Consider the following 23,660-nt stretch of genomic DNA (forward strand, 5'->3'; position numbering starts at 1 on the left):
CAAGAACTGTCATAAGCGTCCCATTCATGGCTTGACGGTCGCCTGTTGCTCACGTCCCCAGGGCCTGATCCGCGCTTTTTCGCCTCACCTGCCACTTTCGCCACACTCGGCGTGGATCTAAAGTCAGGGGGCGCACCTTCAGGGGACTTCCAGTCATGTACAGCTCGCTTGCCATACCGAGCACCGCTCGCCAATTGCATGACCGGATCTATGCTGGCGAGATCGTTCGCTTCACTGACCTGCAGCCCATGACGGCCCTGGTGGAATATACGCGTGCGTTCCTCGAAGACGCGCTGCATCCTTGGTCGCCGCAACAGATCCATCGCCATTTGAGCCACCCTGAGCAGACTGAGCACTTTTCGAAAATTCAGAACGACTTCGCAGGCTCGGCTGAGGTCCAGCAGCGCTGGCAGGACGTCGTGCAAAGTCTTGGCATCGCCCCCGATGCCCTGGCGTGCGATCGCCTGCATTTGCGTTTTCAGCCACATTGCGAGCCAGAGCAGTCGACACCGCGTGCCCGCACGACGGCCACCATCGCGTTTCACCGCGATACCTGGGGGTCGAATATCTATGCACAAACCAACTGGTGGGCGCCCATCTATCCCATCGCGGCAGGGCGTACCGTCGCCTTGTATCCAGGCCTCTGGCAGCGACCGCTGGGTAATTCGAGCGCAGATTTCGATATGCGCGCCATTTTGCAGCGATCCCATCGAGACGGCCGCAATGCCGTGGATGCCGACGAAGCCATTCCTCATCTGTTGGAAGCGGTCGACCCGCAGGAGGGGATTGCCGTCGATATCGCTCCGGGGAGCCTGATCGCCTTTTCCGGGGCTCATGCCCATGCCGGCGTCGGCAATAGTACCGGGCTGACACGCATCTCTTTCGAGACCCGATCAATACTGATCGCCGACCTGTTGACCGGATTGGGAGCGCCCAATATCGATGGTCACGCGCCGTGGAAGACTATTGGACTGTTTCGCCGAATGAACGATGCGCAACGCCTGAACGAGATCCTTGGCTGCGGCTTTATCGAGCCCTATCTGCGGCCAGCAGAGCCCTGACGCTGGCGCCGGTAGTCGCTTGGGGAAAGACCGGTGTGCTTGCGGTGAAGCCATTGCCGCGGTCCGGCGATCCGGCAAGTCCGCTCCCACAGAACTGGTGAATCGGACCGCGGTCCGGAAAAGAAACCGCGGCGACCGACCGATCAGGCGGCGGGGAGCAGGCCTTTCTGTCTGGCGACATGAGTCGCCAGTGCGTCCATCAACTCCGGGGACAGGCAGTCATAGGGTTCCAGCCCGATCGAGCGCAAGCGCTCGCGGATAGCCTTCATTTGCGCTGGCGGTGTGCCGGTTTCGATGATGGAGGACACGAACGCCGCGAATCCCGGCGCAGCCCATCCGCGCTGTGGCGAAAGCTCGGTGTGGACGAAGTCCAGGCCATAAAACGCATGGTCCTTGTTCTCGATGCGCCCAAAGAGATGGGCGTGACACTGCTTGCAGGCGTGGCGTTGGATGGTGGCGGATTCGTCGACAATCTCCAGTTTTTCGCCGTGGGCAATGACGCTGACCTTATCTCGAGGCACCACGGCGATAACGGCGAATGTCGCGTTTTTGGGTTTCCAGCATTTGCTGCAGCCGCACGCGTGGTTATACAAAGTTTGTGCGTCGATCTTGACCTCGACCTTGTCGGTCGCACACAGGCATTGCAGGGTGCCACCTGTGAAATTCGCGGCGGCGGGTTGGATGCCATTGTCCAGTGCAGGGTGAAGTTGCAAGGTGCTCATGCTGGCGTCTCCGTTTCAGGGTGTCAGACAAAAGTGCCTGGGGCCGCGCCCCAGGCCGGTAGTTCATCGGAACTTGATGACGGCGCAGATCGATTTGCCTTCATGCATCAGATCGAACCGCGGCGGATTTCGAAAAGGGCACAGTGCATAAACGAGTGACCTCCTTCGGTGCGACCGGTTGGTTACCCAGATCAAGAATAGTCTGCAACCGACCACTGGCTGCCAGTCAATTGTGTCCAAAGAATCAGGGACAATTCATAATGCTGTCCATCTCCACTAACGCCTCCAAGATCGACACCCATGCCTGCAGAGTTCGAAGTCCCCAGCCCACACGAGCAACACATTGAGCACACCACCCATCATGCGCATGCACAAGGCGACAGCTTTGCCAGCAAGATTGCGGTGATGACAGCCGTCATGGCGACCGTCGGCGCCCTGATGAGCTATCAGGCCGGCTCAACGGAGAATGAGGCGGCCATGGACAAAAACAACGCCGCCATCCAGAAAACCGAAGCCGCCAACGAGTGGAATTACTACCAGGCCAAGTCCAGCCGGCAGAACCTGTCGGATCTGGCAAGCCATCTTCCAGGGCTGGATTCCGCCCATTATGTTGCTGAGGCGCGGCGGTACGGGGAACAGAAGGAGGAGGCGCGCAAGAAGGCTGAAGCATTCGAACAACGGGCAAGAGAGTGGGACGAGAAGTCAGAGCAGGCGTTGCATCAGCATCACCGCTGGGCCCAGGCAATGACCGCGATTCAAATAGCAATTTCACTGGCGGCCATTACCTTGCTGACGCGTAAGGAATGGCTCAAGCGGCTCTCGTTTGGGGCCGCGGGTGTTGGCGTCATGTTGGGTTCGTTGGCTTGGCTGCATATCTGAGCGAGGCGCTCAGAAGTTCACCTGTCGAATGCGACCGCTACTGGTCGATTTCTGCCCTTCACGAACGGCAGAAATCGGCTGTGGATTCAACCGGTCGATGCAACAGATTGGCTAAATCGTTCAGCGGGCGTTTCGTAGTTTAGTGTTTTCCGAGGACGGCTGTTCAGCTGCCTTGCCACTTCATTGAGCGTGGCTTGCGAGTGCTCCGACAGGTCGGTGCCTTTCGGGAAGTACTGCCTTAACAACCCGTTGGTGTTCTCATTCGATCCCCGTTGCCAGGGACGATGAGGGTCGCAGAAGTAGACCTTGATGTCGGTAGCCACCGTAAAACGCTTATGGTCGGCCATCTCTTTGCCGCGATCCCACGTCAGCGATTGGTAGAGTTCCTCGGGGAGTTCGCGGGCGTTTTCGATCAGGGCGCTGATGACCGTCTCGGTGTCCTTACCGGCCAACTTCACCAGCATTACGTAACGGGTATGACGCTCCACAAGAGTGGCAATTTGGCTGTTCCTGCTACCGCACAGCAGGTCACCCTCCCAGTGACCTGGCACCGCCCGATCCTCAGCCGTGGCCGGGCGTTCGCGGATCGATACCGCGTCTGTGATTCGACCGTGATTTTCTTTCTTCTGCGTGTGATGGCGCGAGCGACGCATGGCTCGCGTTCGCCGTAAATGCTCAAGCAACTCCTTCTTCAGAGCCCCGCGAGCCTGTATGAAGAGGGTGCGATAGATCGTCTCGTGTGACACCTGATAGCTCGTATCGTCCGGGTAGGTGCGCTTCAGCCAGCCGGCAATTTGTTCCGGTGACCACTGCAATTGAAGCTTGTCTGCAACAATTTGCGCCACCGCTCGGTTCTCAACAAGCTTGCAGACCTTGGGTCGATGGGCGCGATCCCAGGCAGCCTGATCCGCACGATTAGCCCGGTAGCCTCCTTGGCCACCGTTGCGTCTGATCTCACGACTGATCGTAGAGGCTGCTCGCCCTAGCAGCGCGGCTATGGAACGGATCGAGTTACCTGCCACCACTGCACGCGAAATCTCTTCGCGTTCAGCCAACGTCAGCGCCAATCTGGACCTGCGGCGTAGAGCGGGTCTGATCCCCCCGGTCTCCGCCAGAATGCGCTGTATCGATGAGTGGTTTCGATCAAATAGTTGGGCGATGTGCTGGAGAGAGTCGCCTTTCTGCCAGTGATCCCACATCAGTTTTTTCTGGCTTTCGGTGTAATAGATCCGAGGTCTCTGCTTCATCTGCAACACTCCTTCTGCTTACACAGAATTTAGTTGTGTTGCATCGACCGGTTGAATCCACAACCCATAGCTGCCGGTGGGAACCGGCAGAAACCGGCCAGGAGCGCAAGCGCGAGAAGTTGCATTGCATTTGAGTATCTACGGACTAACCTCAGTGCATCATTACACCGCGCGCGGGGGGACTCGCCGCCAAGGTGTCATATCCCAACTGACCTCCAATTCACGTTGGCCAAGGAGCGTTATGAAGACCTTCTTGCTCTTGCTAAGGACGGCCCTGTTCGTTGTTTTATTTTCCTTTGCCTTGCTCAGTCTTCTCGTGTCTCTTTCCTCGTACAAGGAGGTGGACGAGACGAAGACTTGGCAGAGGTTGAATGCCACTGTCGCCACTGTCTCCATTTTTGAGGAGATGCGCAGTAAGGGTATGACCTATTGCCCTCTGGTTAACGTGACCTTTGAGTTGAACGGACAGCAATACACTTATCCGCTCGAAATATCGCAGCGGCCCTGTAAGACCAGCCTGGAGTCGGTCGAAAGATCAGTTGCAACACTCCGGGAAGGAAAAGTGATCGAAATTCTTGTCGACCCTGCGAAGCCGGGTAGAGTGAAGCCAGGTACTTACTCACTAGGTGGGGCTTTTTACCTCGGCGTTTTCTTGGGCACGCTAGCCTTTATCGGGGGCGTAGCTGTCCTGGTGTTTCCTGCTAAGAAATCTGTCAAGCAAAGAGAAAGCATTTCACATTCAACTTTGAGCAAGAAAGAAGTTCAGGAAAAAGTTCGCGAGCTGCTCGCCGCCGGCACTGCAAAGTCGGAAGTGTTTTCACAACTCTCCGGGCGGGGTGTAAAAGACAGTCATCTTGCCTACTTTATAGCCTCGTATGCAGATCCAATTCGTTGTGACGAGCACGATCGCAAGGTCAATATTCTCATCACGATAATGCTCGCCCAGGCTTTGATTGCATTCTTTCTGGGATTGGATATCGGCGCCCGGATGGGGCCAACGGCCAAATGGGTTATGGGTGTTTCAATGACCTTGATTCCCTTGTTTTTGGTATGGGGCTTCTACAACCATCGCGTCGGCGCTTACAACGCGTACATACTCCTTGCGCTTCCCCAATTCCCAAGATCGCTTGCGGGGTTTACATCGAGTCCGGCAACAACCACTATCGCATTAGCTATAAGTATCGTTATCCTGGCTTTTGTTTGGTACGTCCGAGGCAAAATCTTTCCAGACTTCGTCTTCGTCAATCCCAGGAAAATCAAAGGCAAGTACTTCTTTACGGGCTGACCCATCATGCCGCCGGACCAGCCCGAACGGCTGTCCAGGCCTGTGAGTTCAATCGTTAGCGAAGACTGCTTCGGGTCGATTTCAGCCGGTTCCAGCAGGCAGCTTTTGGCGGGTTTCTGCCTCTCACGACCCATGGCAGGCGCTAAATCATCAGAAGGTAAGCTTCCTCCTCCGATGTTCTGCCAATTTTTCTCATGAGTTTTTACCAACTTAGCGATTAATCCTTCGGAGATTTTTTGGCCCAGAAAAAATAATGAAGAACTATGCCAACCAAAAAGACAAAAATGGTAATACTGGTATGTCTTAAGGCCTCAGCTGAGTGTTTTATACTATTAGCTTTGCACTCGTAAGCCTCACCGCATCTTGGTGTGCAAAATCCTACCGACTCTAAATTGCATCCAGTCACTAATTTTCCATAATGTGTAATGGTGATGTGGTTCCCTCGAATTTTTGTGAGCCCCTTCGGAAGTTCTGTATAGTCTGGGAGGGCGAGAAATTTTCTTAATTCATTAGTGGATTTGTCTCTTATAATAAGCCAGATCCCTCTTTGAGTGCCATCAGCCCACACGAGTGTGCCCTCTGTCACGGAAGCGTTTTCTTTGAAGGGCAGTGGCTTATTTGAAAGTTCGGAGAGATAGAGTGCTGTAAATACTAATAGGGCGAACGTGGTAAATAACGCAGCCTTGATATGGTTGTTCAAGTGAAGAGTCGATTTTAGTAAGTCAAGTATCAAGCGAACTCTCCTCAGTCATGCGCCAGAAGCATTCGTTTCCGCATAGATACTTAGGCTAGACGAATTTGTTCACAATTCCACTGGCTGCTTCTGGCCGATTTCTGCCTGTCACGACTGACGGAAATCGACCCGTTTTCTGCCTTTCAGCATAGGCAGCTATGGCTCAGCATCAAACCGCACAAATCTTCTAAACGTCCTTTTCAAAAGCGCGGTAATTTAGTCGCCCGCACAGTTCAAAGCTGAACCATACCTCTGGAGCCTTCCGTGGATAAACGCAACTGGATTGAGCTGTCCCAGGATGCCGATACCGGGATTGAATCGATTCGTGCCCATTTTCAGGGGCATGCCTACGATCCGCACTGGCATGACAGTTTTCTGGTGGGGGTCACCGAACAGGGGGTGCAGCAGTTCAATTGCCGACGCGTTCGCCATCTTAGTACGCCGGGCAAGGTATTCATGCTGGAGCCGGGGGAAATCCACGATGGGCATGCGCCGACCGAGGAAGGGTTTACCTATTCCATGCTCTACCTCGATCCGCACTGGCTTGAACGGGAGTTGCATGCGTTGTTTGAGCACGCGCCGGCCGATAGTCAGCCGGGCTTTGCCGACACCCTGAGCCAGGATCCGGGCCTGGCCACTGCCATTTATCAAGCCTTCCACGTGCTCCATGAGGGTGACTTGCGCATCGTGCGCCAGAGCGCCATCGATACCTTGTTGGGGGCGCTCACTTGCCACCTTGATTGGCGCAAGCGGCAGGCCTTTGATCCCCGTCTGCCGTTGGTGGCCCAGGTTGCGCGTGACTATCTGCATGCCCATGTCTACGAGGACATCGGGTTGGATGATCTGGCTCAAGCCTGTGGTGTTGATCGCTTTCGCCTGACGCGGGCCTTCAAGGCAGCCTTTGGGCTGGCGCCTCATGCTTATCTGATCCAGCTGCGCCTGGCCAAGGCGCGGCAGCTACTGGCGCGGGGCGAGTCGCCGGCGCAGGTGGCCAGTGCTCTCGGGTTCTCCGATCAAAGCCATATGGGGCGCTGGTTCCGCCGTGCCTACCAGCTCACGCCAGCGGACTACCGCAAGCGCTGCTCAAACCTTCCAGACTGAAACCAGCTGACCCGCGACCATGGCCTCCTATCTGATCAAGGAGTCCATGCCATGTCTTTTTCGCTGTTCCTTTCTGCGCCTTCGATGTGTCCTCAGGGAGTCTGAGTCATGGAATCGTTGTTGCCTTTCCTGCTGTTTGCGTTCGTTGCCTCGATCACTCCGGGGCCGACCAATATTCTGGTGCTGAGCCACAGTTCGCGGTGGGGGCTGGGCGCTACGCTGCCGATCATTTTTGGCGCATGCGTGGCGGCGGCGCTGATTGTGTTTGCCGTCGGGCTCGGCGTGGGCGAGACGCTGCTGCGGTTTCCGCGAGTGCAGCAGGCGATGGCCTGGATCGGGGTGTTCTGGTTGAGTTGGCTGGCCTGGCAGATCTTTCAAAGCGCGCCGCCGTCCCTGAACCCGACTACCCCGCGCGACGAGGGCCTGAGTGTGTTCGGTGCCGCCACCCTGCAATTGCTCAACCCCAAAGTCTGGATGATGGCGGTGGCGGTGGTGAGCGTGTTTGCCGGTGGCGGCGACAAGACCATGCGGCTGGTGTTGTTGTCGCTGGTGTTCCTGTTGGTCTCTTTGCCGTGCATGACTCTGTGGGCGTTGCTCGGCGTGGGTAGTGCTCGGTTTTTTGGTTCGCCACAGGCGTTCAAACGCGTGAACCATGCACTGGCTTTTTTGCTGCTGGTGTCGACCTGGTTGACCGTGCTGGTGTAGGTCGAACATGCCTGGGCAGGGCGCTTTAATCAGCAGCCAGACCCCGCCAGGCTTAGGGTGATGATGAAGGCCTGTATGGAGAAATAGGCAGGCAGAATGCGTATTACCAGGCCGACTATAGTCTCGATTGTCCAGTAACGTTCTGGTTCTGACCGTTTAACTTGCTCTAAATCATTCTTACACAGCTTCGGCCGATTGCTGCCTGTCACGACAGGAAGAAAACGACCCAATATAGATAGTCAAAAACGGCCAAGTGCGGACTGACACACGGATTCCGTCCATTTGCGCGAGCCAATGGGCACTCCGTAACAACCGCTGAACCTAGCGACTTTCGTAGAGAGGCTGCCGATGCAGGACGTTCCAACCATGTACGGTACCCACACGCTACGGAGAACCAAGGTATCGCTAATCTATCGCAGGACGAAGAACCTGAGAGCAGTGCAACTCCTGCTTGGCCGTACGAAGCTTGAATGTACCGTTAGATACTTGGGGATCGAGGTCGATGACACCCTGGAAATGGCGGAACAGATGGACCTCTGACCACCCACTGCAACGGTCGAGGCTAGACCGTCGCAGTCTCTTGCCAGGCTCTAGGTTGCCAATGCTATATGACCAGTAGGAAGGATTTGTTCAAGCATTGCTTGGCGAGGCACCAATCGCTGCAGATCTTTCATCGTGACGTTCCAGCTTTCCAGGCGTCTATAACTTCGTAGCCAAGGTTGGCTCTCATCCTGGAAGAGGGAGATCTTTTATGATCATTAAACCGCGCGTTCGCGGCTTTGTCTGTGTGACTACCCACCCCACTGGCTGCGAAGCCAACGTCAAGAATCAGATCGATTACGTTACTACGAAAGGATTGATCACCGGGGGGCCAAAGAACGTACTGGTGATTGGTGCATCGACCGGATACGGACTTGCTGCGCGGATAACGGCAGCTTTTGGTTGTGGCGCCAGCACTCTCGGTGTGTTTTTCGAACGTGAAGGCGATGAGGGCAAGCTCGGCACCGCCGGCTGGTACAACACAGCGGCCTTTCACACGTTTGCCGAGTCCGACGGCCTCTACGCCAAGAGCATCAACGGCGATGCTTTTTCCGATGAGATCAAACAGAAGACTATCGACGTTATCAAGCGCGACTTCGGGAAGGTCGACCTGGTTGTTTACAGTCTTGCCGCACCGCGCCGGACACACCCCAAGACGGGTGAAGTATTCAGTTCTACCCTCAAGCCGCTCGACAAGGCCGTGACCTTGCGGGGCCTGGATACTGATAAGGAAATGGTCAAGGACACCACGCTACAACCCGCGATCCAAAGCGAAATCGATGGCACGGTGGCCGTGATGGGCGGCGAAGATTGGCAGATGTGGATCGATGCCCTGCACGAAGCGGGTGTTCTGGCTGATGGGGCGAAAACGACCGCGTTCACTTATCTGGGCGAAAAGCTGACTCATGATATCTACTGGAACGGCTCCATTGGTGCGGCCAAGAAGGACCTGGATCAGAAAGTCCTTGGTATCCGTGAACGGTTGGCTGTTCTGGGAGGCGACGCGCGGGTCTCGGTATTGAAAGCGGTGGTTACCCAGGCAAGTTCAGCTATCCCGATCATGCCGCTGTATCTGTCATTGTTGTTCAAAGTCATGAAGGAGCAGGGCACACACGAGGGATGCGTCGAGCAGGTCTACGCGCTCTACAAAGACAGCTTGTACGGCCATTCTCCAGTTATGGATCAAGAGGGTCGCCTGCGCGCGGACTACAAGGAGCTGGCTCCCGAAGTCCAGGATAGGGTCAAGCAACTATGGGATCAGGTCAGCAATGACAACCTTTATGAACTTACTGATTTTGTCGGTTACAAGGCGGAGTTCCTGCGTCTCTTCGGTTTCGGGATCGAAGGGGTGGACTACGAGGCTGACGTCGATCCGGACGTCAAGATCTACAACCTGCTCCAAGCTTAGGTCGTAAGTATGGATAGCTGCCTCGATGCCCATGCAGAGGCAGCTGCTGCCCAAGAGGGGTTGTAACGGGATGTCTGTTTTGGCCGGTTGAATCCACAGCTGAAAGCGGTCCTTCGATGAACGTCCGGTCTTGGCCAGCCCCCCTTCGATACCGACAAATTTATCCCTGCCGAGCGGATCTCTGGCAGCGTATAAGAGGCCGCCCCCGGCAGCCCAATCTTCAGAGCGACCTGCCTAAGCGCCATACCTCTACTTCGCAACCCCCTCAAAGCAACCGTTCAATGGCAGAATCTCCTCAACTTGATCGTTTTGGAGAACACCATGCTTCGTGCGTTTGAACGAAGGCTCGACCCTTTTCCTCCTGACGAGGTACCACCGCCACCCGACGGCCTGGCTCGCTTCCTGTGGGCCTGTACGCGGGGTGCCCGCGGTTACATTCTGGTGTTTGCGCTGCTCAGTGCCGGTGTGTCGATTTACGAAGCCTGGCTGTTTTCCTTCCTCGGGCAGGTCGTGGACCTGCTCTCGACCTGGCAGGCAGGCGGTGAAGCGGCTGCGCAGGAAAGTCGCGTGTTGTGGGGCATGGGCATCATCATGGTGGCCAGTGTCGGGCTGGTGGCGTTGCGCACCATGGTGCAGCACCAGATATTGGCGATTAACTTGCCGTTGCGGCTGCGCTGGGACTTCCATCGCTTGATGCTGCGGCAAAGCCTTTCGTTTTTTTCCGATGAGTTTTCCGGCCGGGTCACGACCAAGGTGATGCAGACGGCGCTGGCGGTGCGCGACATGCTATTCACCCTTATCGAGATCGCGCCCGGGATCGGGGTATATTTCATCGCGATCATCGCACTGGCCGGCGGCTTCGCCCTGAAACTGATGCTGCCTTTCATTGCCTGGGTCGTGTTGTTCGGGCTGGCCATGTGGTACTTCGTGCCCCGCCTGGGGAAAGTCGGGCAGGAGCAGGCCAATGCGCGGTCGATGATGACCGGGCGTATCTCAGACGCCTACACGAACATCACGACGGTGAAGCTGTTCTCCCACTCCAATCGTGAAGCGCATTTCGCGCGTGCAGCGATGGAGGATTTCAAACAAACCGGCTTTCGTCAGATGCGTCTGGTGAGCCAGTTCGAGATCATCAACCAGGCATTGGTGGTGGCGTTGATCATGGCGGCGGGGGGGTATGCCCTGTGGCTATGGCACCAGGGTGAGGTCGGCGCAGGTGCCGTGGCGGCAATCACCGCCATGGCGTTGCGTATCAACGGCATGTCGCACTGGATCATGTGGCAAATGACCTCGCTGTTCGAGAGCATCGGCACCGTGCAGGATGGCATGGCAACCTTTACCCGGGGCCCAAAGGTGCAGGATGCGCCGGACGCGGGCGTGCTCGTGACCTCCGGCGGCGCGGTCACCTTCGATAAGGTGAGCTTCAACTACAATGGCGAACGTCAGGTGCTCGATGGCCTGAGCCTGCACATCCGTCCGGGCGAAAAGATCGGTCTGGTTGGCCGCTCTGGCGCCGGCAAATCCACGCTTATCAACTTGCTGCTGCGCTTTTATGACGTCGACAGCGGGGAGATTCGCATCGACGGCCAGAACATCGCAAAAGTGACGCAGGACAGCCTGCGCGGCTCCATCGGTATGGTCACGCAGGATACCTCCCTGCTGCACCGTTCCATTCGTGACAACATCGCCTACGGCCGCCCCGATGCGACCGACGCGCAAATCCGCAGCGCCGCGGCCAATGCCCAGGCCGACGAGTTCATCAGCCAACTGAGCGACCGGCAAGGCCATACCGGTTACGACACCCTTGTGGGTGAGCGCGGCATCAAGCTGTCGGGCGGCCAGCGCCAACGCGTCGCGATTGCCCGGGTGATGCTCAAGAATGCCCCGATCCTGCTTCTTGACGAGGCCACCAGCGCGCTGGACTCGGAAGTCGAAGTGGCCATACAGGAAAGCCTCGATGAAATGATGCAGGGTAAGACGGTGATCGCCATCGCTCATCGACTGTCCACCATTGCGGCCATGGACCGGCTCATCGTCATGGACAACGGACGCATCATTGAGCAGGGCACCCACACCGAATTGCTCGGGAAGAACGGGATTTATGCGCGGCTGTGGCAGCATCAAAGCGGCGGGTTTCTGGGTGAGGATCAGGGAGTGGTCGAGGCTATGGATCAGGTGTGAGCGTGAAGAGGGCGCAGCAGGGGGGCGATAGGGGCGGGCCACGACCGTTGCCACTCGGCGACGGCTGCTGTTGACCCAAAGTGGGCAGATCGGTCCTGACTCGGACCGGTCTGTCGATGGCGGTTAGAAACACCAGTCCTCAGCATATACGACGCGACAGAATGGTCCTGCCAGAGTCGCATTGTGATGAGCAACAATCTCTTCAGCCTTCAGCGCAGGGGTGCTGTTGCAGGTGTGGCCATCGGCGATCAGCACTGCATCGAATCCAAAATCCCGTGCAGCGCGGCAGGTGCTGTCGACACAGTATTGGGTCTTCATTCCGGTAATGACCACGCCCTGAGCGCCACAAGCTCGTAGCTGATCGGCCAGAGCTGTCTTGGTGAAGGCGTTGGGTCGGCTTTTCTCGAAGATCACTTCGTCACCCTGTAGCTCCAGTTCCTGCACCAGTTGCGTCAACGGACTTCCGGACTCGATAGGCGAACCAGGTGGACCAATATGGCGTGCGAGAAAGATCGGCGCACCTGCACGCCGGGCGGGCAGTTGATTCAGTCTACCGATCTGTATATCGGCGTACGTCAGGCGCGGTTGGTGCTGTTCGACAGCGATGGCATACGGGCGCCGATTGTTGCCAGTTGGCTGCGGCAGTTGGGGCATGAAGCTTATGTGCTGGAAGGTGGGGTGAGTAGCGGTCTGGCATTGCCCGCGCTTGAGGTATCCGTTCACGAAACATTGCCCGTGATCACCGCACAGGCCCTGGCCGATGCGCTGAAGGACAGCGCGGTGGCATTGATTGACCTGCGCCCGAGCATGACCTTCCGTAAAGGCCATATCGCCGGCTCTCGCTGGTCTATCCGTTCGTTGCTGGCAAGTGAAGTGGCCGGTGAACAGCGACCTCTGGTGTTGCTGGCCGATGACCCGCAGCTGGCCGCGTTCGCAGCGTTGGAATTACCCGATGTTCAGCGTGCACAAACCCGGCTGTTGAGCGGCGGTGTTGACGCCTGGCGCGAGGCGGGTTTTGCGTTGCAAGAGGATGCCAACACGCCGCCCGATCAGCAGTGCATCGATTTTCTGTTCTTTACCCATGATCGCCACGCCGGCAACAAGGACGCGGCGCGTCGGTACCTGGCTTGGGAAATCGGCCTGTTGGCGCAAATGAGCGCAGACGAAATCGCCAGCCTCAAACCGCTGCGTGCGCCGTCTCAAGCGACTCGTGATGCGCGGGTGCGTACCCGTCTGGTGCAGGCGGCGCGTACCGAAAAGGGCAGTGGCAGTCGAGGTGTCAACGTGCCCGTCACTCGTTTGAGCACGGTGCTGTTCGACAACCTGGCGCAGATGCGCGATGCCCGTGCTCGCCGTGACCGGGAGCGGGTGTTGAGCTATGGCGCCCGGGGCAATCCGACCGCTTTTGCCTTGGAAGACCTGGTGACGGAATTGGAAGGCGGTTATCGCACCCGCTTGTTTGGCACCGGGCTGGCGGCGGTGGCGCAGACGTTCCTGGCCTACCTGCGGCCCGGCGATCATGTGCTGATCACCGACGCGGTGTATGCGCCCGTGCGGCGTCTGGCCCGCAAACTGCTTGGGCCGTTCGGCATCCAGGTCAGCTACTTCGCGCCTGACGGCAGCGGGCTGCAATCTCAACTGCAAGCCAACACCAAAATGGTCTACACCGAAGTGCCCGGCTCGCTGCTGTATGAACTCTGCGACCTGCCGGCCATCGCCGCACTGTGCAAACCACGGCGCATCCTGTTGGCCGTCGATAACACCTGGGGCTCGGGCTACCTGTACCGGCCGCTGACCCTGGGCGCGGACATCTCGATCATGGCGTTGACCAAGTATCTGTGTGGCCATAGCGATGTGGTCATGGGCAGCGTCTGTACCCGGCAAGAGGTCTGGCAGCCGCTGGCGTCCATGAGCGACACCTTTGGCATCGCCGTCAGCCCCGACGACGCCTGGCTGGTGCTGCGCGGCGCCCGAACCCTGGCGCCGCGCCTGGAGGTGCACGAACGCCAGGCCCTGGAAATCGCTCATTGGCTACAAGCGCAACAGCAGGTGAAACGGGTGTTCCATCCGGCGCTGGCCGATCATCCCCATCATGCCCTGTGGCGACGGGACTTCACGGGCAGCAACGGCTTACTGTCCTTCGAACTGCGTGATGCCGACGCTACGTATGTAGAGCGCTTCATCGATGCGTTGCAGGTGTTTGGTCTGGGCGCGTCCTGGGGCGGCTATGAAAGCCTGGTCACCGTCGCCGACACCCAGGATCGCAACAGTGCGGCAGATCGCGCATTGAACCCGGTGCTGCGGTTGCACATTGGCCTGGAAGATGTCGACGCGTTGATTGAGGATTTGCAACGCGGGTTCGCCGCGATCGCGGACTAGGACTTGCGCAGCACAAGCAACAACAGCGCCGCAGCCGCCAGCACCGCCCCGGCGATGAAAGTGCTGGCGGAACCCGAGGTTTCCCATAGCGCGCCAGCCAGCACGCTGGCGATCAACAGGCACACGCCGCTGATCAGATTGAACAGGCCGAACGCCGTGCCCCTGAGATGTTCGGGTGCGGTGTCGGCGATCAGCGTCGCGAGAATGCCCTGGCTGAAACCCATGTGCAGACCCCACAAGGCCACGCCCGCCATCATGGTCATGATTGAATCCGCTTGCGCCAGCAGCAGGTCCGCCAGGATCAGCAGCCCCATGCCGACACACAGCAACTTGGTGCGGCTGATCCGGTCGGACAGCCAGCCGGCAGGGTAGGCAGACACCGCATACAGCAGCGACATGACCACCATCACCATCGGCACCCAAGTGGCCGTCAGACCTGTCTGCTGCGCTTTCAAGACCAGAAAGGCCTCGCTGAAACGGGCCAGCGTGAAGAGCCCGCCAACAATCACCACCCACCAGTAACCCCGGGAAAACTCCCGCAGAACCTTCCAGTGGATAGGCGAGCGGAAGGTGTGTTTCCCGGCGACATCGGTCGGTTCTTTGACGCCACCGACAATCAGCGCCACCGATATCACCGCCGGGATCACCGCGAACCACAACACCAGATGGATCTGCCCGAGCCAGAGCATCAGCACGATCGCCAGAACCGGACCCAGAATCGCCCCCACGGTGTCCATCGACTGGCGCAAGCCGAAGCAGGCGCCACGGATTTCGGCCGGGGCGACATCGGCGACCAGCGCATCGCGCGGCGCGCCACGAATGCCTTTGCCGATGCGATCCAGAAACCGCGCGGTAAATACCACATCAACCGAGTGCGCGAGGGGAAACAGCGGCTTCGACAACGCCGCCAGACCGTAGCCCATCAACAGCAGGCCTTTACGCCGGCCGATAAAGTCGCTGATGGCGCCGGAGAATATCTTGACCACCATCGCCGTCGCCTCGGCAATGCCTTCGATCACCCCGACGGTCAGTGCGCTGGCGCCTAAAGTAGTGACCAAAAATACCGGCAACAGGCTGTGCACCAGCTCTGACGAAAGGTCCATGAACAGGCTGACAAAGCCCAGAGCCCAGACCGTGGAGGGGATACGCAGTGAGGCTGGTCTGGGTTTTGCGAGGTTGTCCATGCTGGTTTCCGGGGTTGAATGCTTACCGATTGTTGATGTCGGCGATCAGCCCTTAAAGATTCTGACTCAAGAAGATCAACGTATTGCCATGCGCCTCGGCCGCAGCCCGTTGGTTGTAGCTGTCGCGGTGCGAGCAGTTGAAGCCATGTTCGGCCCCTGGATAGACCTCGATATCGACGTCGTCGTTGAACTCGAAACGCTCGGCGATTTGCTTCACGGCGTCGATGGGGATATGGCTGTCCTGTTCGCCGAAGTGCATCAGTAGCGGCACCTTGATTTCACCGGCCCGATCCAGTTGGTTCTGAATGCCACCGCCGTAATAGGCGATCGCCACGTCGACGAAACCGTTGGCTGCGGTGTTGTACGACAGCATGCCGCCGAAGCAGTAACCGATGGAGGCGATCCTGCCGTCGAGCCCGGTATGCGTCTTCAGGGTATCGATGGCCAGTTTGATGTCAGCCTGGGCTTTATAGCGGTCGGTGGCGTTCATCAATTCGACGGCGCGTTTCCAGCCGGCTTCGTCGTAGCCCAGTTCGATACGGTGGCCGTGGCGCCAGAACAGATCCGGCGCTATGACCAGATAGCCATCGGCGGCGTATTGCTCGGCAACCGAGCGAATGTGTTCGTTGACCCCGAAGATTTCCTGAATCAGTACGATCCCCGGCCCTTTACGGGTGTGGGGGATGGCCAGGTAAGCGCCGAAGGTGCCTTCGGGGCTGCTGATTTCGATCCATTGGCTGGTTACGCTCATGATGGCTCCTTTACACAAGTTGGATGGGGTATCGAGACGCTGGCGTCTCAGCGGTGACTGCGCCGCCAGAAGAGTCGAGCCAACAACGCGTCCATGCTGAGTTTGCCGGCCCCCGAGAACAACAACGGCATGAGGGCTACGAGGTAGATCAACGGCAGTTTGAAGTTGCCGTGGCCCTTGTTGCTGATGGCATAACCCTGGGCAAGTTCACTCAATGTAGACCAATCGGCCGGCCAGTGGACGGCAGCGGTCGCAACGACTGTGACCACCACTAGAATAATCGCCGAGAGCCGTGTCCCGAGGCCTGCCAGTAAGGTAAGGGCGCAGATCAGCTCGGCCCACATCGCCAGTTCCCAGTTCAGCGTGGCGGGAACGTGGTTGAAGGGAAACGGGAAGCGGTCCTGGATGTCGGCGAACCAGTTCTGGCCATTCCATTTTTCCAGGCCAGACTCGAAAAACTCCCAGGCCAGAAACAGCCGCAGGGTGAGGGGCGCGATCCAATTGCCGACGCGGTCGAGGTTCAGGTGCAGGCCCTGGACGGCTGATGAGAGAGCGGTGGTCATGGTTTTGGTCTCCGGGCATTCATTGCAAGTGTCTACCGGTAGCAGCTGCTCGGCAGCCACTAGCGGTTATCGGTGGTCAGCGGACGACAGAAGTGTTGCAATCAGCTGTATTGGCGATATGTCTGAAACGCCGCCGGGTGCAAGTTGGTGTATCCCGGACCGTGACAAATACATTCCCATACAAAACTGTGATTCAGCGCCGCCCAGCGGCGTCTAGCGACAGTGTCCCCGCAATCCCATGGGGCGAGACTTCGGAACCCGGCATGCAAGCGCTGTTGAACGAGATCCTTGACGCAGTCCGACCGTTGATCGGTCAGGGCAAAGTGGCTGACTACATTCCCGCCCTCGGCGAGGTACCGGGCAATCAATTGGGCATTGCCGTGTATGGCAATGATGGCGAGTTGTTTTGCGCGGGGGACGCCGACACGCCGTTCTCGGTGCAGAGTATTTCCAAGGTGTTCAGCCTGGTGCAGGCCATCGAACACTCCGGCGAAGCGATATGGGAACGCCTGGGCCACGAGCCATCCGGCCAGCCGTTCAACTCGCTGGTGCAGCTGGAATTCGAGCGCGGGCGCCCGCGCAATCCCTTCATCAATGCCGGTGCGCTGGTGATCTGCGACATCAATCAATCGCGCTTTGCCGCTCCAGCGCTGTCGATGCGCGATTTTGTCCGGCGCTTGTCCGGCAACCCGAACATCATGGTGGACGGCAAGGTCGCCGAATCCGAATACCAGCACCGCGCGCGTAACGCGGCCATGGCGTATCTGATGCAGTCGTTCGGCAACTTCCATAACGATGTCGAAGCGGTGCTGCGCAGCTACTTCAGCCATTGCGCGTTGCGCATGAGTTGCGTGGACCTGGCCCGGGCGTTCTGCTTCCTGGCCAACGACGGTTTCTGCAAACACAGCGGCGCACAGATTCTCAGCGCCCGCCAGACCCAACAAGTCAACTCGATCATGGCCACCAGCGGTCTGTACGACGAAGCGGGCAACTTTGCCTATCGCGTCGGTCTGCCGGGCAAGAGCGGCGTGGGCGGGGGCATCGTCGCGGTGGTACCGGGGCAATTCACGGTGTGCGTCTGGTCCCCGGAATTGAACGCTGCCGGCAACTCGCTCGCTGGCATGGCGGCGCTGGAGTTGTTGAGTCAACGGATTGGCTGGTCAGTGTTCTGATGGCGCTCCTTGACTTGCACCGGGAGGTCGCTAACGTGAAGTAGATCTTTTGACTGCTCACCCGATCGGGTGGAGGCGTGGGTGATTCCATGATGAAATTCGGTTCCGCGCTTCTCGTCTTCAATGAGGCGGACGCTCATTTGCGCGACGGGTTGTCTGCCGTGGTGCAGGTCGGCAATACCCTGTGGGTCGCCAATGATGAATCCTTGAGCCTTGAACGTTTCACCCAGCGCGAGCGCGCCAGCCCGGGCGAATTTCTGTTTGATCAGCAGAAGCGGTTCCCGTTGGCATCCCTGTTGACGCTGCCGGTCATGCCGGACGTTGGCAAAGAAGACGTTGAAGCCGACCTGGAAGGCATGAGTTACGACCGCGACACAGGGTATCTCTGGATCGTGGGCTCTCACAGCCTGAAACGGAAAAAGCCCGATAGCACCAAGTCCCTGAAGAAAAACGCCGAACGTCTGGCCATTGTCAGCCGTGATGGCAATCGTTTTCTCCTGGTCCGGATTCCGCTGGTCGAAGAAAACGGGACGTTCACTTTGGTGAAGAGCAGCACCAGCGATGATCGAGTCGCCGCTCAATTGGCCGGCAATCAACTGGGTGACGAATTGCTCGATGAACTCAAGGACGACGAACATGTTGGGGCATTCCTGCACATTCCCGGCAAGGACAACGGGTTCGATACCGAAGGCCTCGAGGTCAACGGCAAGCGTGTTTTTATCGGGTTGCGAGGGCCTGTGCTGCGGGGATGGGCAATCATTCTGGAGGTCGAACCCGAAGACCATCCCAAGGTTGCTCACACACTGAGGCTGAAGAAAATCGGGCCGGGTGGGCGAAAGTATCGAAAGCATTTTTTCCAGCTGAATGGACTCGGCGTCAGGGACTTATGCCTCGATGGTGACGATATGTTGATCCAGGCTGGACCGACGATGGACCTCGACGGGCCCGTCACTGTATTTCGATGGCGCGACGGCGCCAGGCCAGCAGATGAAGGTTTCGTTTTCAGCGAACAAGTGACGTCGGTCCTGGAGGTTCCTTACGGGCAAGGAGAAGATAAAGGCTGCGATCATGCCGAAGGGATGACCTTTATAGGCACCGATGGCGTAGAAGAGCCCTTGTTGCTGGTGGTTTATGACGTGAATTCGGACAAGCGTAAACAAGGTAGCAATGGACTGGAGCAGGACGTATTTCGACTTGCGAAAAAGTAACCACCACCGCGTCCCGGTGAATGACGCTCCACGGATTTTCCTATACATTTTCCGACCGCCCCCCTGCATGGTGAAACCGCTTCATGTCTCTTGCGCTCGAACGTCTAGTCGCTGGCACGCCGATCCCATTTGCCGGTAATCGTGTCACGGTCGTCAGCCCCGAACTGGCGGCGCGCTTTCAGCCCGGCGACCATTTGCTGGTGGAGCAGGTCAGCGGCGAGTTGTTGCTGATCCCGGTGGCGGATCAACAGGCAGCGGCGTTCGCCATCGAGCGCGCCGAGGCGGCGTTTGCCGCAATGTCCAGCGTTTCGGATCACGCCATCAGCGAGTTCTTCGATCGCTTCGCGCAGCGCCTGGAAACCCCGGAGTGCTGGGCCTTGATTGCGGCCGCCAACCTGGCCGACATCGAGCGGGCCAAGGCGCGCGGGCGTTCCACCACGCGATTGCTGGCTGATGAGCGCATGCGCCGCGACATGATCGCAGGCCTGCGGGCCTGGCGCGATGCACCGGCCACCCGCGGTCAAGTCGTGAGCTGCGTCGAGCACGACGGCTGGAAAGTCGAACAGATGGTTTCGCCGCTGGGCATCGTCGCTTTTGTGTTCGAAGGCCGGCCGAATGTCTTCGCCGACGCCGCCGGTGTATTGCGTACCGGTAACACTGCGGTGCTGCGCATTGGCAGCGACGCGTTGGGCACCGCCCAGGCCATCGTCACCCATGCATTGAATCCGGCACTGGCCGATGCCGGGTTGCCGAACGGTGCAGTGTCGCTGGTCGAAAGCGTCAATCACGCCGCCGGCTGGGCAATGTTCGCCGACCGGCGCCTGTCGCTGGCCGTGGCCCGTGGTTCGGGGCGTGCGGTCAGCCAGTTGGGCAGCATCGCGCGACAGGCCGGCACCGCCGTCAGCCTGCACGGCACCGGTGGCGCCTGGCTGATCGCGAATAAAGACGCCGACGCCCAGCGCTTCGCCGCCGTGGTGCGCAACTCGCTGGACCGCAAAGTCTGCAACACCTTGAATGTTTGCCTGATCCACCGCGACCGAGCTGCCGAACTGGTGCCGCTGTTTCTCGATGCACTGCAACAGGCCGGCACCGCGCGGGGCCAAGGCTGCAAATTGCACATCGTCGAGGGCAGCGAGCAGCATTTGCCGAGCGATTGGCGCACCGCGAGCGTCGAGGTGTACCGCGCCGGAGGCTATCAGACCGAAGCGCAGGCCGAACCGTTGCCCGAGGACCAATTGGGCCGCGAGTGGGAATGGGAAGAAACCCCGGAAGTCAGCCTGAAGATCGTCGACGATCTGGATCAGGCCATTGCCTTGTTCAACCGCTACAGCCCGCAATTCACCGTGTCGCTGATCAGTGAAGATGCACTGGCGCAGGAGCGTTTCTACAATGCGGTCAACGCGCCTTTTGTCGGCAACGGGATCACCCGCTGGGTCGACGGACAGTACGCGCTGAACAAGCCGGAACTGGGGCTTTCGAACTGGGAGAGCGGTCGCCTGTTTGCGCGCAGCGCGATTCTCTCGGGTGATGGCGTGTTCACGATCCGCAGCCGCATGACCCAGGTGGATCTGTCGGTCAAACGCTGACAGCGATAAGTTAAGCCACGCTCCCACAGGATTTTCGTCGCTCATCAGGAGCCCCCGGCCGCAGGCAACGGCACGCACTATACTTATTGTGTGTCCGTGCCTGTGCGGGGACGGACAGCGCATCTGATTACGTGTGAGAGGATTGCGCCATGAAACTTCATGACTTCCAACATTACTCCCATGGTCTGGAAACGGTCGTTCACGACGCGTGGATCACCACCCGGGTGAAGTCGGCCCTGGCATTGGCCGAACCCAACCTTGGCCTGAATGTCCACGTTAAAACCCATGCGGGTACGGTGGCATTGAGCGGTCGCGTCAATACCCATAGACAGTGTGAGCAGGCTGTTGCACTGGCCCGTTCGGTTCCTGGTGTCGTCAATATCGATGCCAGCGAATTGCTCACTCATGTGTTCACCCCAGGCAGTTTTCCAGAAGCGCCCAACGCTGAAGACACACCTGAACGTCGGCCACAATCGTCAGCCAAGACGGACGACAAATAACCAGGGCGACCGTGTGAGTGTCACATTCCCGGCCGGGAAACGAGGACGGGCGCAGTAGCGCGCCTGTCCACTTTGTAACGCTGCGCCAAGCCTGGTGCAGCTTGTGCGGTCGACACCTTCAGGCGGCTTCGACCGTTTTGCCGTGCACGGCGCAAGTGCCGGGGTGTTCGGCCAGCGACACGAAGCTGTGACTGCCGGCATCCAGGGCATCGACCGAGCCGGTTTCGATGTCATAGACCCAGCCATGCAGGTTCAACAGGCCTTTTTCCAGGGCCAGGCGCACGCTCGGGTGCGTCTGGATATTCGCCAGTTGGGCGATGACGTTTTCCCGCACCATCGAACTGACCTTGGCCGCGTCGCTGGCATGAGGGCGGGATTCGTTGATCACCTTGGCCGACTCGGCGTGCTGCAACCAGCCGCTGACGGCGGGCAGGTGATCCATGCATTTGCACTGGGCAATGGCGGTCATGGCGCCACAGTCCGAATGCCCGCAGATCACGATGTCTGTCACGCCCAATACCGCGACCGCATATTCCACCGTAGCCGACACGCCGCCCGGATGCGGGCTGTAAGAGGGCACGATATTGCCGGCGTTGCGCACCACGAACAGTTCGCCGGGCTCTTGCTGGGTCAGCAGTTCCGGTACCACGCGGCTGTCGGAACAGGTGATGAACAAGGTGCCCGGATGCTGGGTGGTGGCCAGGTGTTTGAACAGATCGGTACGTTGCGCAAACGCTTCGTTCTGGAACTTCAATAAACCTTCGATGAGCGCTTTCATGGCGGACTTCCTTGCAATGAATGAGGGGGCGTAGCAGCTGCCGAGCCTGCGAGGCTGCGTTCGGCGGCGGAGCCGTCGTAAACCCGGTGCACACGGTCTACCTGAAAGACCGCGCTGCTTGATTTCACGACTGCTTCGCAGCCGAACGCAGCCTCGCAGGCTCGGCAGCTGCTACGGGGTGTCGCTTGCTAAAGGTGGCCAGTTACTTAGAACGGGCGCAGCGGCAGGAACTTGCCGTCCAGGGTGATCACGGCACGGGAGCCGCCTTCCGGGTCTTCGACCTTTTTCAGGTCCAGCTTGAAGTTGATCGCGCTGATGATGCCGTCGCCGAATTGCTCGTGAACCAGGGCTTTAAGCGTGGTGCCGTAGATCTGGATCATTTCGTAGAAACGGTAGATGGTCGGGTCGGTCGGAACACCCGACAGGCTGCCGCGCAGCGGGATGATTTGCAGGCGGGTCACGGTGTCGGCGTCCAGCTCGAGTTTTTCGCCGATCACTCTGGCGGCGGCTTCCGGCAGTGGATGCTGGCCGAGCAGGGCGGCGGTGACGTAGGCCACACCCAGGCCGGTGCCGTCAGTCAGATCCTGCCAGGACAGATTCTTGCGCGCCTTGGCATCGAGGATCGAAGTGGTCAGGGCCAGACTGGTGTCCTGGTAAGCGTGGGACTGTTGCATGGTGTGACTCCTATCGGTTGTGGCTGGAAAGTGGAGCCATCTTCGGTTGATTGATCCATAGCGTCCAAGATCGATATACAATGCTTTGCATAAGTCCTGCCTATAGATTATGAGCCCCATGCTGCTCCGACATTTGCGCTACCTGCTGGCGGTCGCCGACCACGGCGGCTTCACCCGCGCCGCGGAGGCGTTGCACGTCTCCCAACCGACACTGTCCCAGCAGATCCGGCAACTGGAGGAAACCCTGGGTGTCAGCCTGTTCGACCGCACCTCGCGCACGGTCAGAGCGACCGACGCGGGGCAGGCCTATATCGAATGCGCCCGGCGGGTGCTGGTGGAACTGGAAGCGGGCAAACGCGCGCTGCATGACGTGAAGGACTTGTCTCGCGGCACCTTGCGACTGGCCATGACGCCAACGTTCATGGCGTATCTGGTGGGGCCGCTGGTGCGCGACTATGGAGCGAAATTTCCGAACATCCATCTGCAGATTTTCGAGTTGTCGATGGATGACATCGAGACGGGGTTGCTTGATGACTCGCTGGACATTGCCATTGCCTTCACCCCGGTGAGGAGCCCGGATATCGAGTGCGTGCCGGCGTTTGTCGAGACTCTGGGTGTGGTGGTCGGGCACCGTCATCCGTTGTACGAACGGCAGATCCCGCTATCGCCCAAGGAGATGGCGCAATTGGAGTTCGCGTTGCTGACGCCGGACTTCATTACCCGATCCTCAGTCGACGAGTATTTTCGGCAGCAGAACATCACGCCCAAGGTGGCGATCGAGGTGAATTCGGTGAGTACGTTGCTGGAGGTCATTCGCCACACGCCGATGACCACCATCCTCCCGGAGCCCATCGCCACGGCGGAACGGGCATTGCGTCGAATTGAATTACAGGGCGAGGCACCCCGGCGCGACGCGGCATTGCTGCGCAGGAAGAACAACTATCACAGTGCCGCGTCTGTGGCGTTCGCGAACCTGGTGATGGCCGGCAGCACCAGCGTGTGA

Annotated in this window: 21 protein-coding genes and 2 pseudogenes; 14 read left to right on the forward strand and 9 right to left on the reverse strand. The window is 58.7% G+C overall.

The genetic code is table 11. The annotated features are described in order from the left end of the window. Positions 1–155: 155 nt before the first annotated feature. On the forward strand, positions 156–1,061 hold the full coding sequence (locus PSH69_RS12905; protein ID WP_305412346.1) for a hypothetical protein: 906 nt from the start codon (positions 156–158) through the stop codon (positions 1,059–1,061). Positions 1,062–1,204: 143 nt separating this feature from the next. Here PSH69_RS12905 and gfa read toward each other — a convergent pair whose 3' ends face one another. Further along, complete coding sequence (gene gfa / locus PSH69_RS12910; RefSeq protein WP_305412349.1) at positions 1,205–1,783, reverse strand: S-(hydroxymethyl)glutathione synthase; 579 nt, start codon at positions 1,781–1,783, stop codon at positions 1,205–1,207. 300 nt (positions 1,784–2,083) lie between these two features. Here gfa and PSH69_RS12915 point away from each other — a divergent pair, with 300 nt between their 5' ends. Then, positions 2,084–2,662 (forward strand): DUF4337 domain-containing protein, encoded by a 579-nt coding sequence (locus tag PSH69_RS12915; RefSeq protein ID WP_305412351.1) that lies wholly within the window; start codon positions 2,084–2,086, stop codon positions 2,660–2,662. A gap of 86 nt (positions 2,663–2,748) precedes the next feature. Here PSH69_RS12915 and PSH69_RS12920 read toward each other — a convergent pair whose 3' ends face one another. After that, positions 2,749–3,909 (reverse strand): IS30 family transposase, encoded by a 1,161-nt coding sequence (locus PSH69_RS12920; RefSeq protein WP_305409304.1) that lies wholly within the window; start codon positions 3,907–3,909, stop codon positions 2,749–2,751. Positions 3,910–4,150: 241 nt separating this feature from the next. On the opposite strand from PSH69_RS12920, the gene PSH69_RS12925 reads away from it, so the two are divergent. Further along, the gene (locus PSH69_RS12925) at positions 4,151–5,194 is read left to right on the forward strand and encodes a DUF3592 domain-containing protein (RefSeq protein WP_305412353.1); all 1,044 of its coding nucleotides are present in this window, start codon (positions 4,151–4,153) and stop codon (positions 5,192–5,194) included. Between the two features lie 217 nt (positions 5,195–5,411). Here PSH69_RS12925 and PSH69_RS12930 read toward each other — a convergent pair whose 3' ends face one another. Further along, positions 5,412–5,894 carry a hypothetical protein gene (locus PSH69_RS12930; protein WP_305412355.1) on the reverse strand — a complete coding sequence of 161 codons (483 nt, stop codon included), beginning with the start codon at positions 5,892–5,894 and terminating at the stop codon, positions 5,412–5,414. 297 nt (positions 5,895–6,191) lie between these two features. Here PSH69_RS12930 and PSH69_RS12935 point away from each other — a divergent pair, with 297 nt between their 5' ends. From PSH69_RS12935 to PSH69_RS12955, 5 genes and pseudogenes are all read left to right on the forward strand, one after another. Continuing rightward, positions 6,192–7,028: an AraC family transcriptional regulator gene (locus PSH69_RS12935; RefSeq protein WP_064618396.1), complete on the forward strand. Its 837-nt coding sequence runs from the start codon at positions 6,192–6,194 to the stop codon at positions 7,026–7,028. Between the two features lie 108 nt (positions 7,029–7,136). After that, the gene (locus tag PSH69_RS12940) at positions 7,137–7,733 is read left to right on the forward strand and encodes a LysE family translocator (RefSeq protein ID WP_305412356.1); all 597 of its coding nucleotides are present in this window, start codon (positions 7,137–7,139) and stop codon (positions 7,731–7,733) included. A gap of 360 nt (positions 7,734–8,093) precedes the next feature. After that, positions 8,094–8,273 (forward strand): annotated as a pseudogene (locus PSH69_RS12945) (integrase); the annotation flags it as partial. 211 nt (positions 8,274–8,484) lie between these two features. Beyond that, on the forward strand, positions 8,485–9,681 hold the full coding sequence (gene fabV, locus PSH69_RS12950; protein ID WP_305412357.1) for an enoyl-ACP reductase FabV: 1,197 nt from the start codon (positions 8,485–8,487) through the stop codon (positions 9,679–9,681). 321 nt (positions 9,682–10,002) lie between these two features. Beyond that, positions 10,003–11,862 carry an ABC transporter ATP-binding protein gene (locus tag PSH69_RS12955; RefSeq protein WP_305412359.1) on the forward strand — a complete coding sequence of 620 codons (1,860 nt, stop codon included), beginning with the start codon at positions 10,003–10,005 and terminating at the stop codon, positions 11,860–11,862. Positions 11,863–11,985: 123 nt separating this feature from the next. Here the strand turns inward: PSH69_RS12955 and PSH69_RS12960 are convergent, their stop codons facing one another. Continuing rightward, positions 11,986–12,507 (reverse strand): isochorismatase family protein, encoded by a 522-nt coding sequence (locus PSH69_RS12960; RefSeq protein WP_370695258.1) that lies wholly within the window; start codon positions 12,505–12,507, stop codon positions 11,986–11,988. Here PSH69_RS12960 and metC point away from each other — a divergent pair. Further along, positions 12,388–14,241 (forward strand): annotated as a pseudogene (metC, locus tag PSH69_RS12965) (cystathionine beta-lyase); the annotation flags it as partial. The gene PSH69_RS12960 and the pseudogene metC overlap by 120 nt on opposite strands. Here metC and PSH69_RS12970 read toward each other — a convergent pair. From PSH69_RS12970 to PSH69_RS12980, 3 genes are read right to left on the reverse strand one after another with little or no spacing between them, the layout of a single operon-like run. Beyond that, positions 14,238–15,425: an MFS transporter gene (locus tag PSH69_RS12970; protein WP_096480033.1), complete on the reverse strand. Its 1,188-nt coding sequence runs from the start codon at positions 15,423–15,425 to the stop codon at positions 14,238–14,240. The pseudogene metC and the gene PSH69_RS12970 overlap by 4 nt on opposite strands. Before the next feature lie 52 nt (positions 15,426–15,477). Further along, on the reverse strand, positions 15,478–16,176 hold the full coding sequence (locus PSH69_RS12975) for a dienelactone hydrolase family protein (RefSeq protein ID WP_018929765.1): 699 nt from the start codon (positions 16,174–16,176) through the stop codon (positions 15,478–15,480). A 47-nt stretch (positions 16,177–16,223) separates the two neighbouring features. Further along, on the reverse strand, positions 16,224–16,739 hold the full coding sequence (locus tag PSH69_RS12980) for a DoxX family protein (RefSeq protein ID WP_305412361.1): 516 nt from the start codon (positions 16,737–16,739) through the stop codon (positions 16,224–16,226). 263 nt (positions 16,740–17,002) lie between these two features. On the opposite strand from PSH69_RS12980, the gene glsB reads away from it, so the two are divergent. The 4 genes from glsB to PSH69_RS13000 all read left to right on the forward strand — a co-directional run bounded on the left by glsB (position 17,003) and on the right by PSH69_RS13000 (position 21,205). Beyond that, positions 17,003–17,911: a glutaminase B gene (glsB, locus tag PSH69_RS12985; protein ID WP_018929762.1), complete on the forward strand. Its 909-nt coding sequence runs from the start codon at positions 17,003–17,005 to the stop codon at positions 17,909–17,911. A gap of 89 nt (positions 17,912–18,000) precedes the next feature. Next, positions 18,001–19,119 (forward strand): DUF3616 domain-containing protein, encoded by a 1,119-nt coding sequence (locus PSH69_RS12990; RefSeq protein WP_305412362.1) that lies wholly within the window; start codon positions 18,001–18,003, stop codon positions 19,117–19,119. Between the two features lie 83 nt (positions 19,120–19,202). Continuing rightward, positions 19,203–20,705, forward strand: coding sequence for an aldehyde dehydrogenase family protein (locus PSH69_RS12995; protein ID WP_305412364.1), 1,503 nt, complete (start codon positions 19,203–19,205; stop codon positions 20,703–20,705). 149 nt (positions 20,706–20,854) lie between these two features. Beyond that, on the forward strand, positions 20,855–21,205 hold the full coding sequence (locus PSH69_RS13000; protein ID WP_305412366.1) for a BON domain-containing protein: 351 nt from the start codon (positions 20,855–20,857) through the stop codon (positions 21,203–21,205). Positions 21,206–21,323: 118 nt separating this feature from the next. Here PSH69_RS13000 and PSH69_RS13005 read toward each other — a convergent pair whose 3' ends face one another. Both PSH69_RS13005 and cynS read right to left on the reverse strand, forming a co-directional pair. Continuing rightward, on the reverse strand, positions 21,324–21,983 hold the full coding sequence (locus PSH69_RS13005; RefSeq protein ID WP_305412368.1) for a carbonic anhydrase: 660 nt from the start codon (positions 21,981–21,983) through the stop codon (positions 21,324–21,326). A 206-nt stretch (positions 21,984–22,189) separates the two neighbouring features. Then, entirely contained in the window at positions 22,190–22,657 is a 468-nt protein-coding gene (gene cynS, locus PSH69_RS13010; protein ID WP_305412369.1) for a cyanase, read from the reverse strand. A gap of 118 nt (positions 22,658–22,775) precedes the next feature. On the opposite strand from cynS, the gene cynR reads away from it, so the two are divergent. Beyond that, positions 22,776–23,660 carry a transcriptional regulator CynR gene (gene cynR / locus PSH69_RS13015; RefSeq protein ID WP_305412371.1) on the forward strand — a complete coding sequence of 295 codons (885 nt, stop codon included), beginning with the start codon at positions 22,776–22,778 and terminating at the stop codon, positions 23,658–23,660.

The organism is Pseudomonas sp. FP1740 (genome assembly GCF_030687165.1).
In the GTDB taxonomy this organism is placed as follows: domain Bacteria; phylum Pseudomonadota; class Gammaproteobacteria; order Pseudomonadales; family Pseudomonadaceae; genus Aquipseudomonas.

Bases quoted from the DNA above. Each gene is read 5' to 3' on its own strand.
- PSH69_RS12905 (WP_305412346.1), top strand. From the start codon at position 156: ATGTACAGCTCGCTTGCCATACCGAGCACCGCTCGCCAATTGCATGAC.
- gfa (WP_305412349.1), bottom strand. From the start codon at position 1,783: ATGAGCACCTTGCAACTTCACCCTGCACTGGACAATGGCATCCAACCC.
- PSH69_RS12915 (WP_305412351.1), top strand. From the start codon at position 2,084: ATGCCTGCAGAGTTCGAAGTCCCCAGCCCACACGAGCAACACATTGAG.
- PSH69_RS12920 (WP_305409304.1), bottom strand. From the start codon at position 3,909: ATGAAGCAGAGACCTCGGATCTATTACACCGAAAGCCAGAAAAAACTG.
- PSH69_RS12925 (WP_305412353.1), top strand. From the start codon at position 4,151: ATGAAGACCTTCTTGCTCTTGCTAAGGACGGCCCTGTTCGTTGTTTTA.
- PSH69_RS12940 (WP_305412356.1), top strand. From the start codon at position 7,137: ATGGAATCGTTGTTGCCTTTCCTGCTGTTTGCGTTCGTTGCCTCGATC.
- fabV (WP_305412357.1), top strand. From the start codon at position 8,485: ATGATCATTAAACCGCGCGTTCGCGGCTTTGTCTGTGTGACTACCCAC.
- PSH69_RS12955 (WP_305412359.1), top strand. From the start codon at position 10,003: ATGCTTCGTGCGTTTGAACGAAGGCTCGACCCTTTTCCTCCTGACGAG.
- PSH69_RS12970 (WP_096480033.1), bottom strand. From the start codon at position 15,425: ATGGACAACCTCGCAAAACCCAGACCAGCCTCACTGCGTATCCCCTCC.
- PSH69_RS12975 (WP_018929765.1), bottom strand. From the start codon at position 16,176: ATGAGCGTAACCAGCCAATGGATCGAAATCAGCAGCCCCGAAGGCACC.
- PSH69_RS12980 (WP_305412361.1), bottom strand. From the start codon at position 16,739: ATGACCACCGCTCTCTCATCAGCCGTCCAGGGCCTGCACCTGAACCTC.
- glsB (WP_018929762.1), top strand. From the start codon at position 17,003: ATGCAAGCGCTGTTGAACGAGATCCTTGACGCAGTCCGACCGTTGATC.
- PSH69_RS12990 (WP_305412362.1), top strand. From the start codon at position 18,001: ATGATGAAATTCGGTTCCGCGCTTCTCGTCTTCAATGAGGCGGACGCT.
- PSH69_RS12995 (WP_305412364.1), top strand. From the start codon at position 19,203: ATGTCTCTTGCGCTCGAACGTCTAGTCGCTGGCACGCCGATCCCATTT.
- PSH69_RS13000 (WP_305412366.1), top strand. From the start codon at position 20,855: ATGAAACTTCATGACTTCCAACATTACTCCCATGGTCTGGAAACGGTC.
- PSH69_RS13005 (WP_305412368.1), bottom strand. From the start codon at position 21,983: ATGAAAGCGCTCATCGAAGGTTTATTGAAGTTCCAGAACGAAGCGTTT.
- cynS (WP_305412369.1), bottom strand. From the start codon at position 22,657: ATGCAACAGTCCCACGCTTACCAGGACACCAGTCTGGCCCTGACCACT.
- cynR (WP_305412371.1), top strand. From the start codon at position 22,776: ATGCTGCTCCGACATTTGCGCTACCTGCTGGCGGTCGCCGACCACGGC.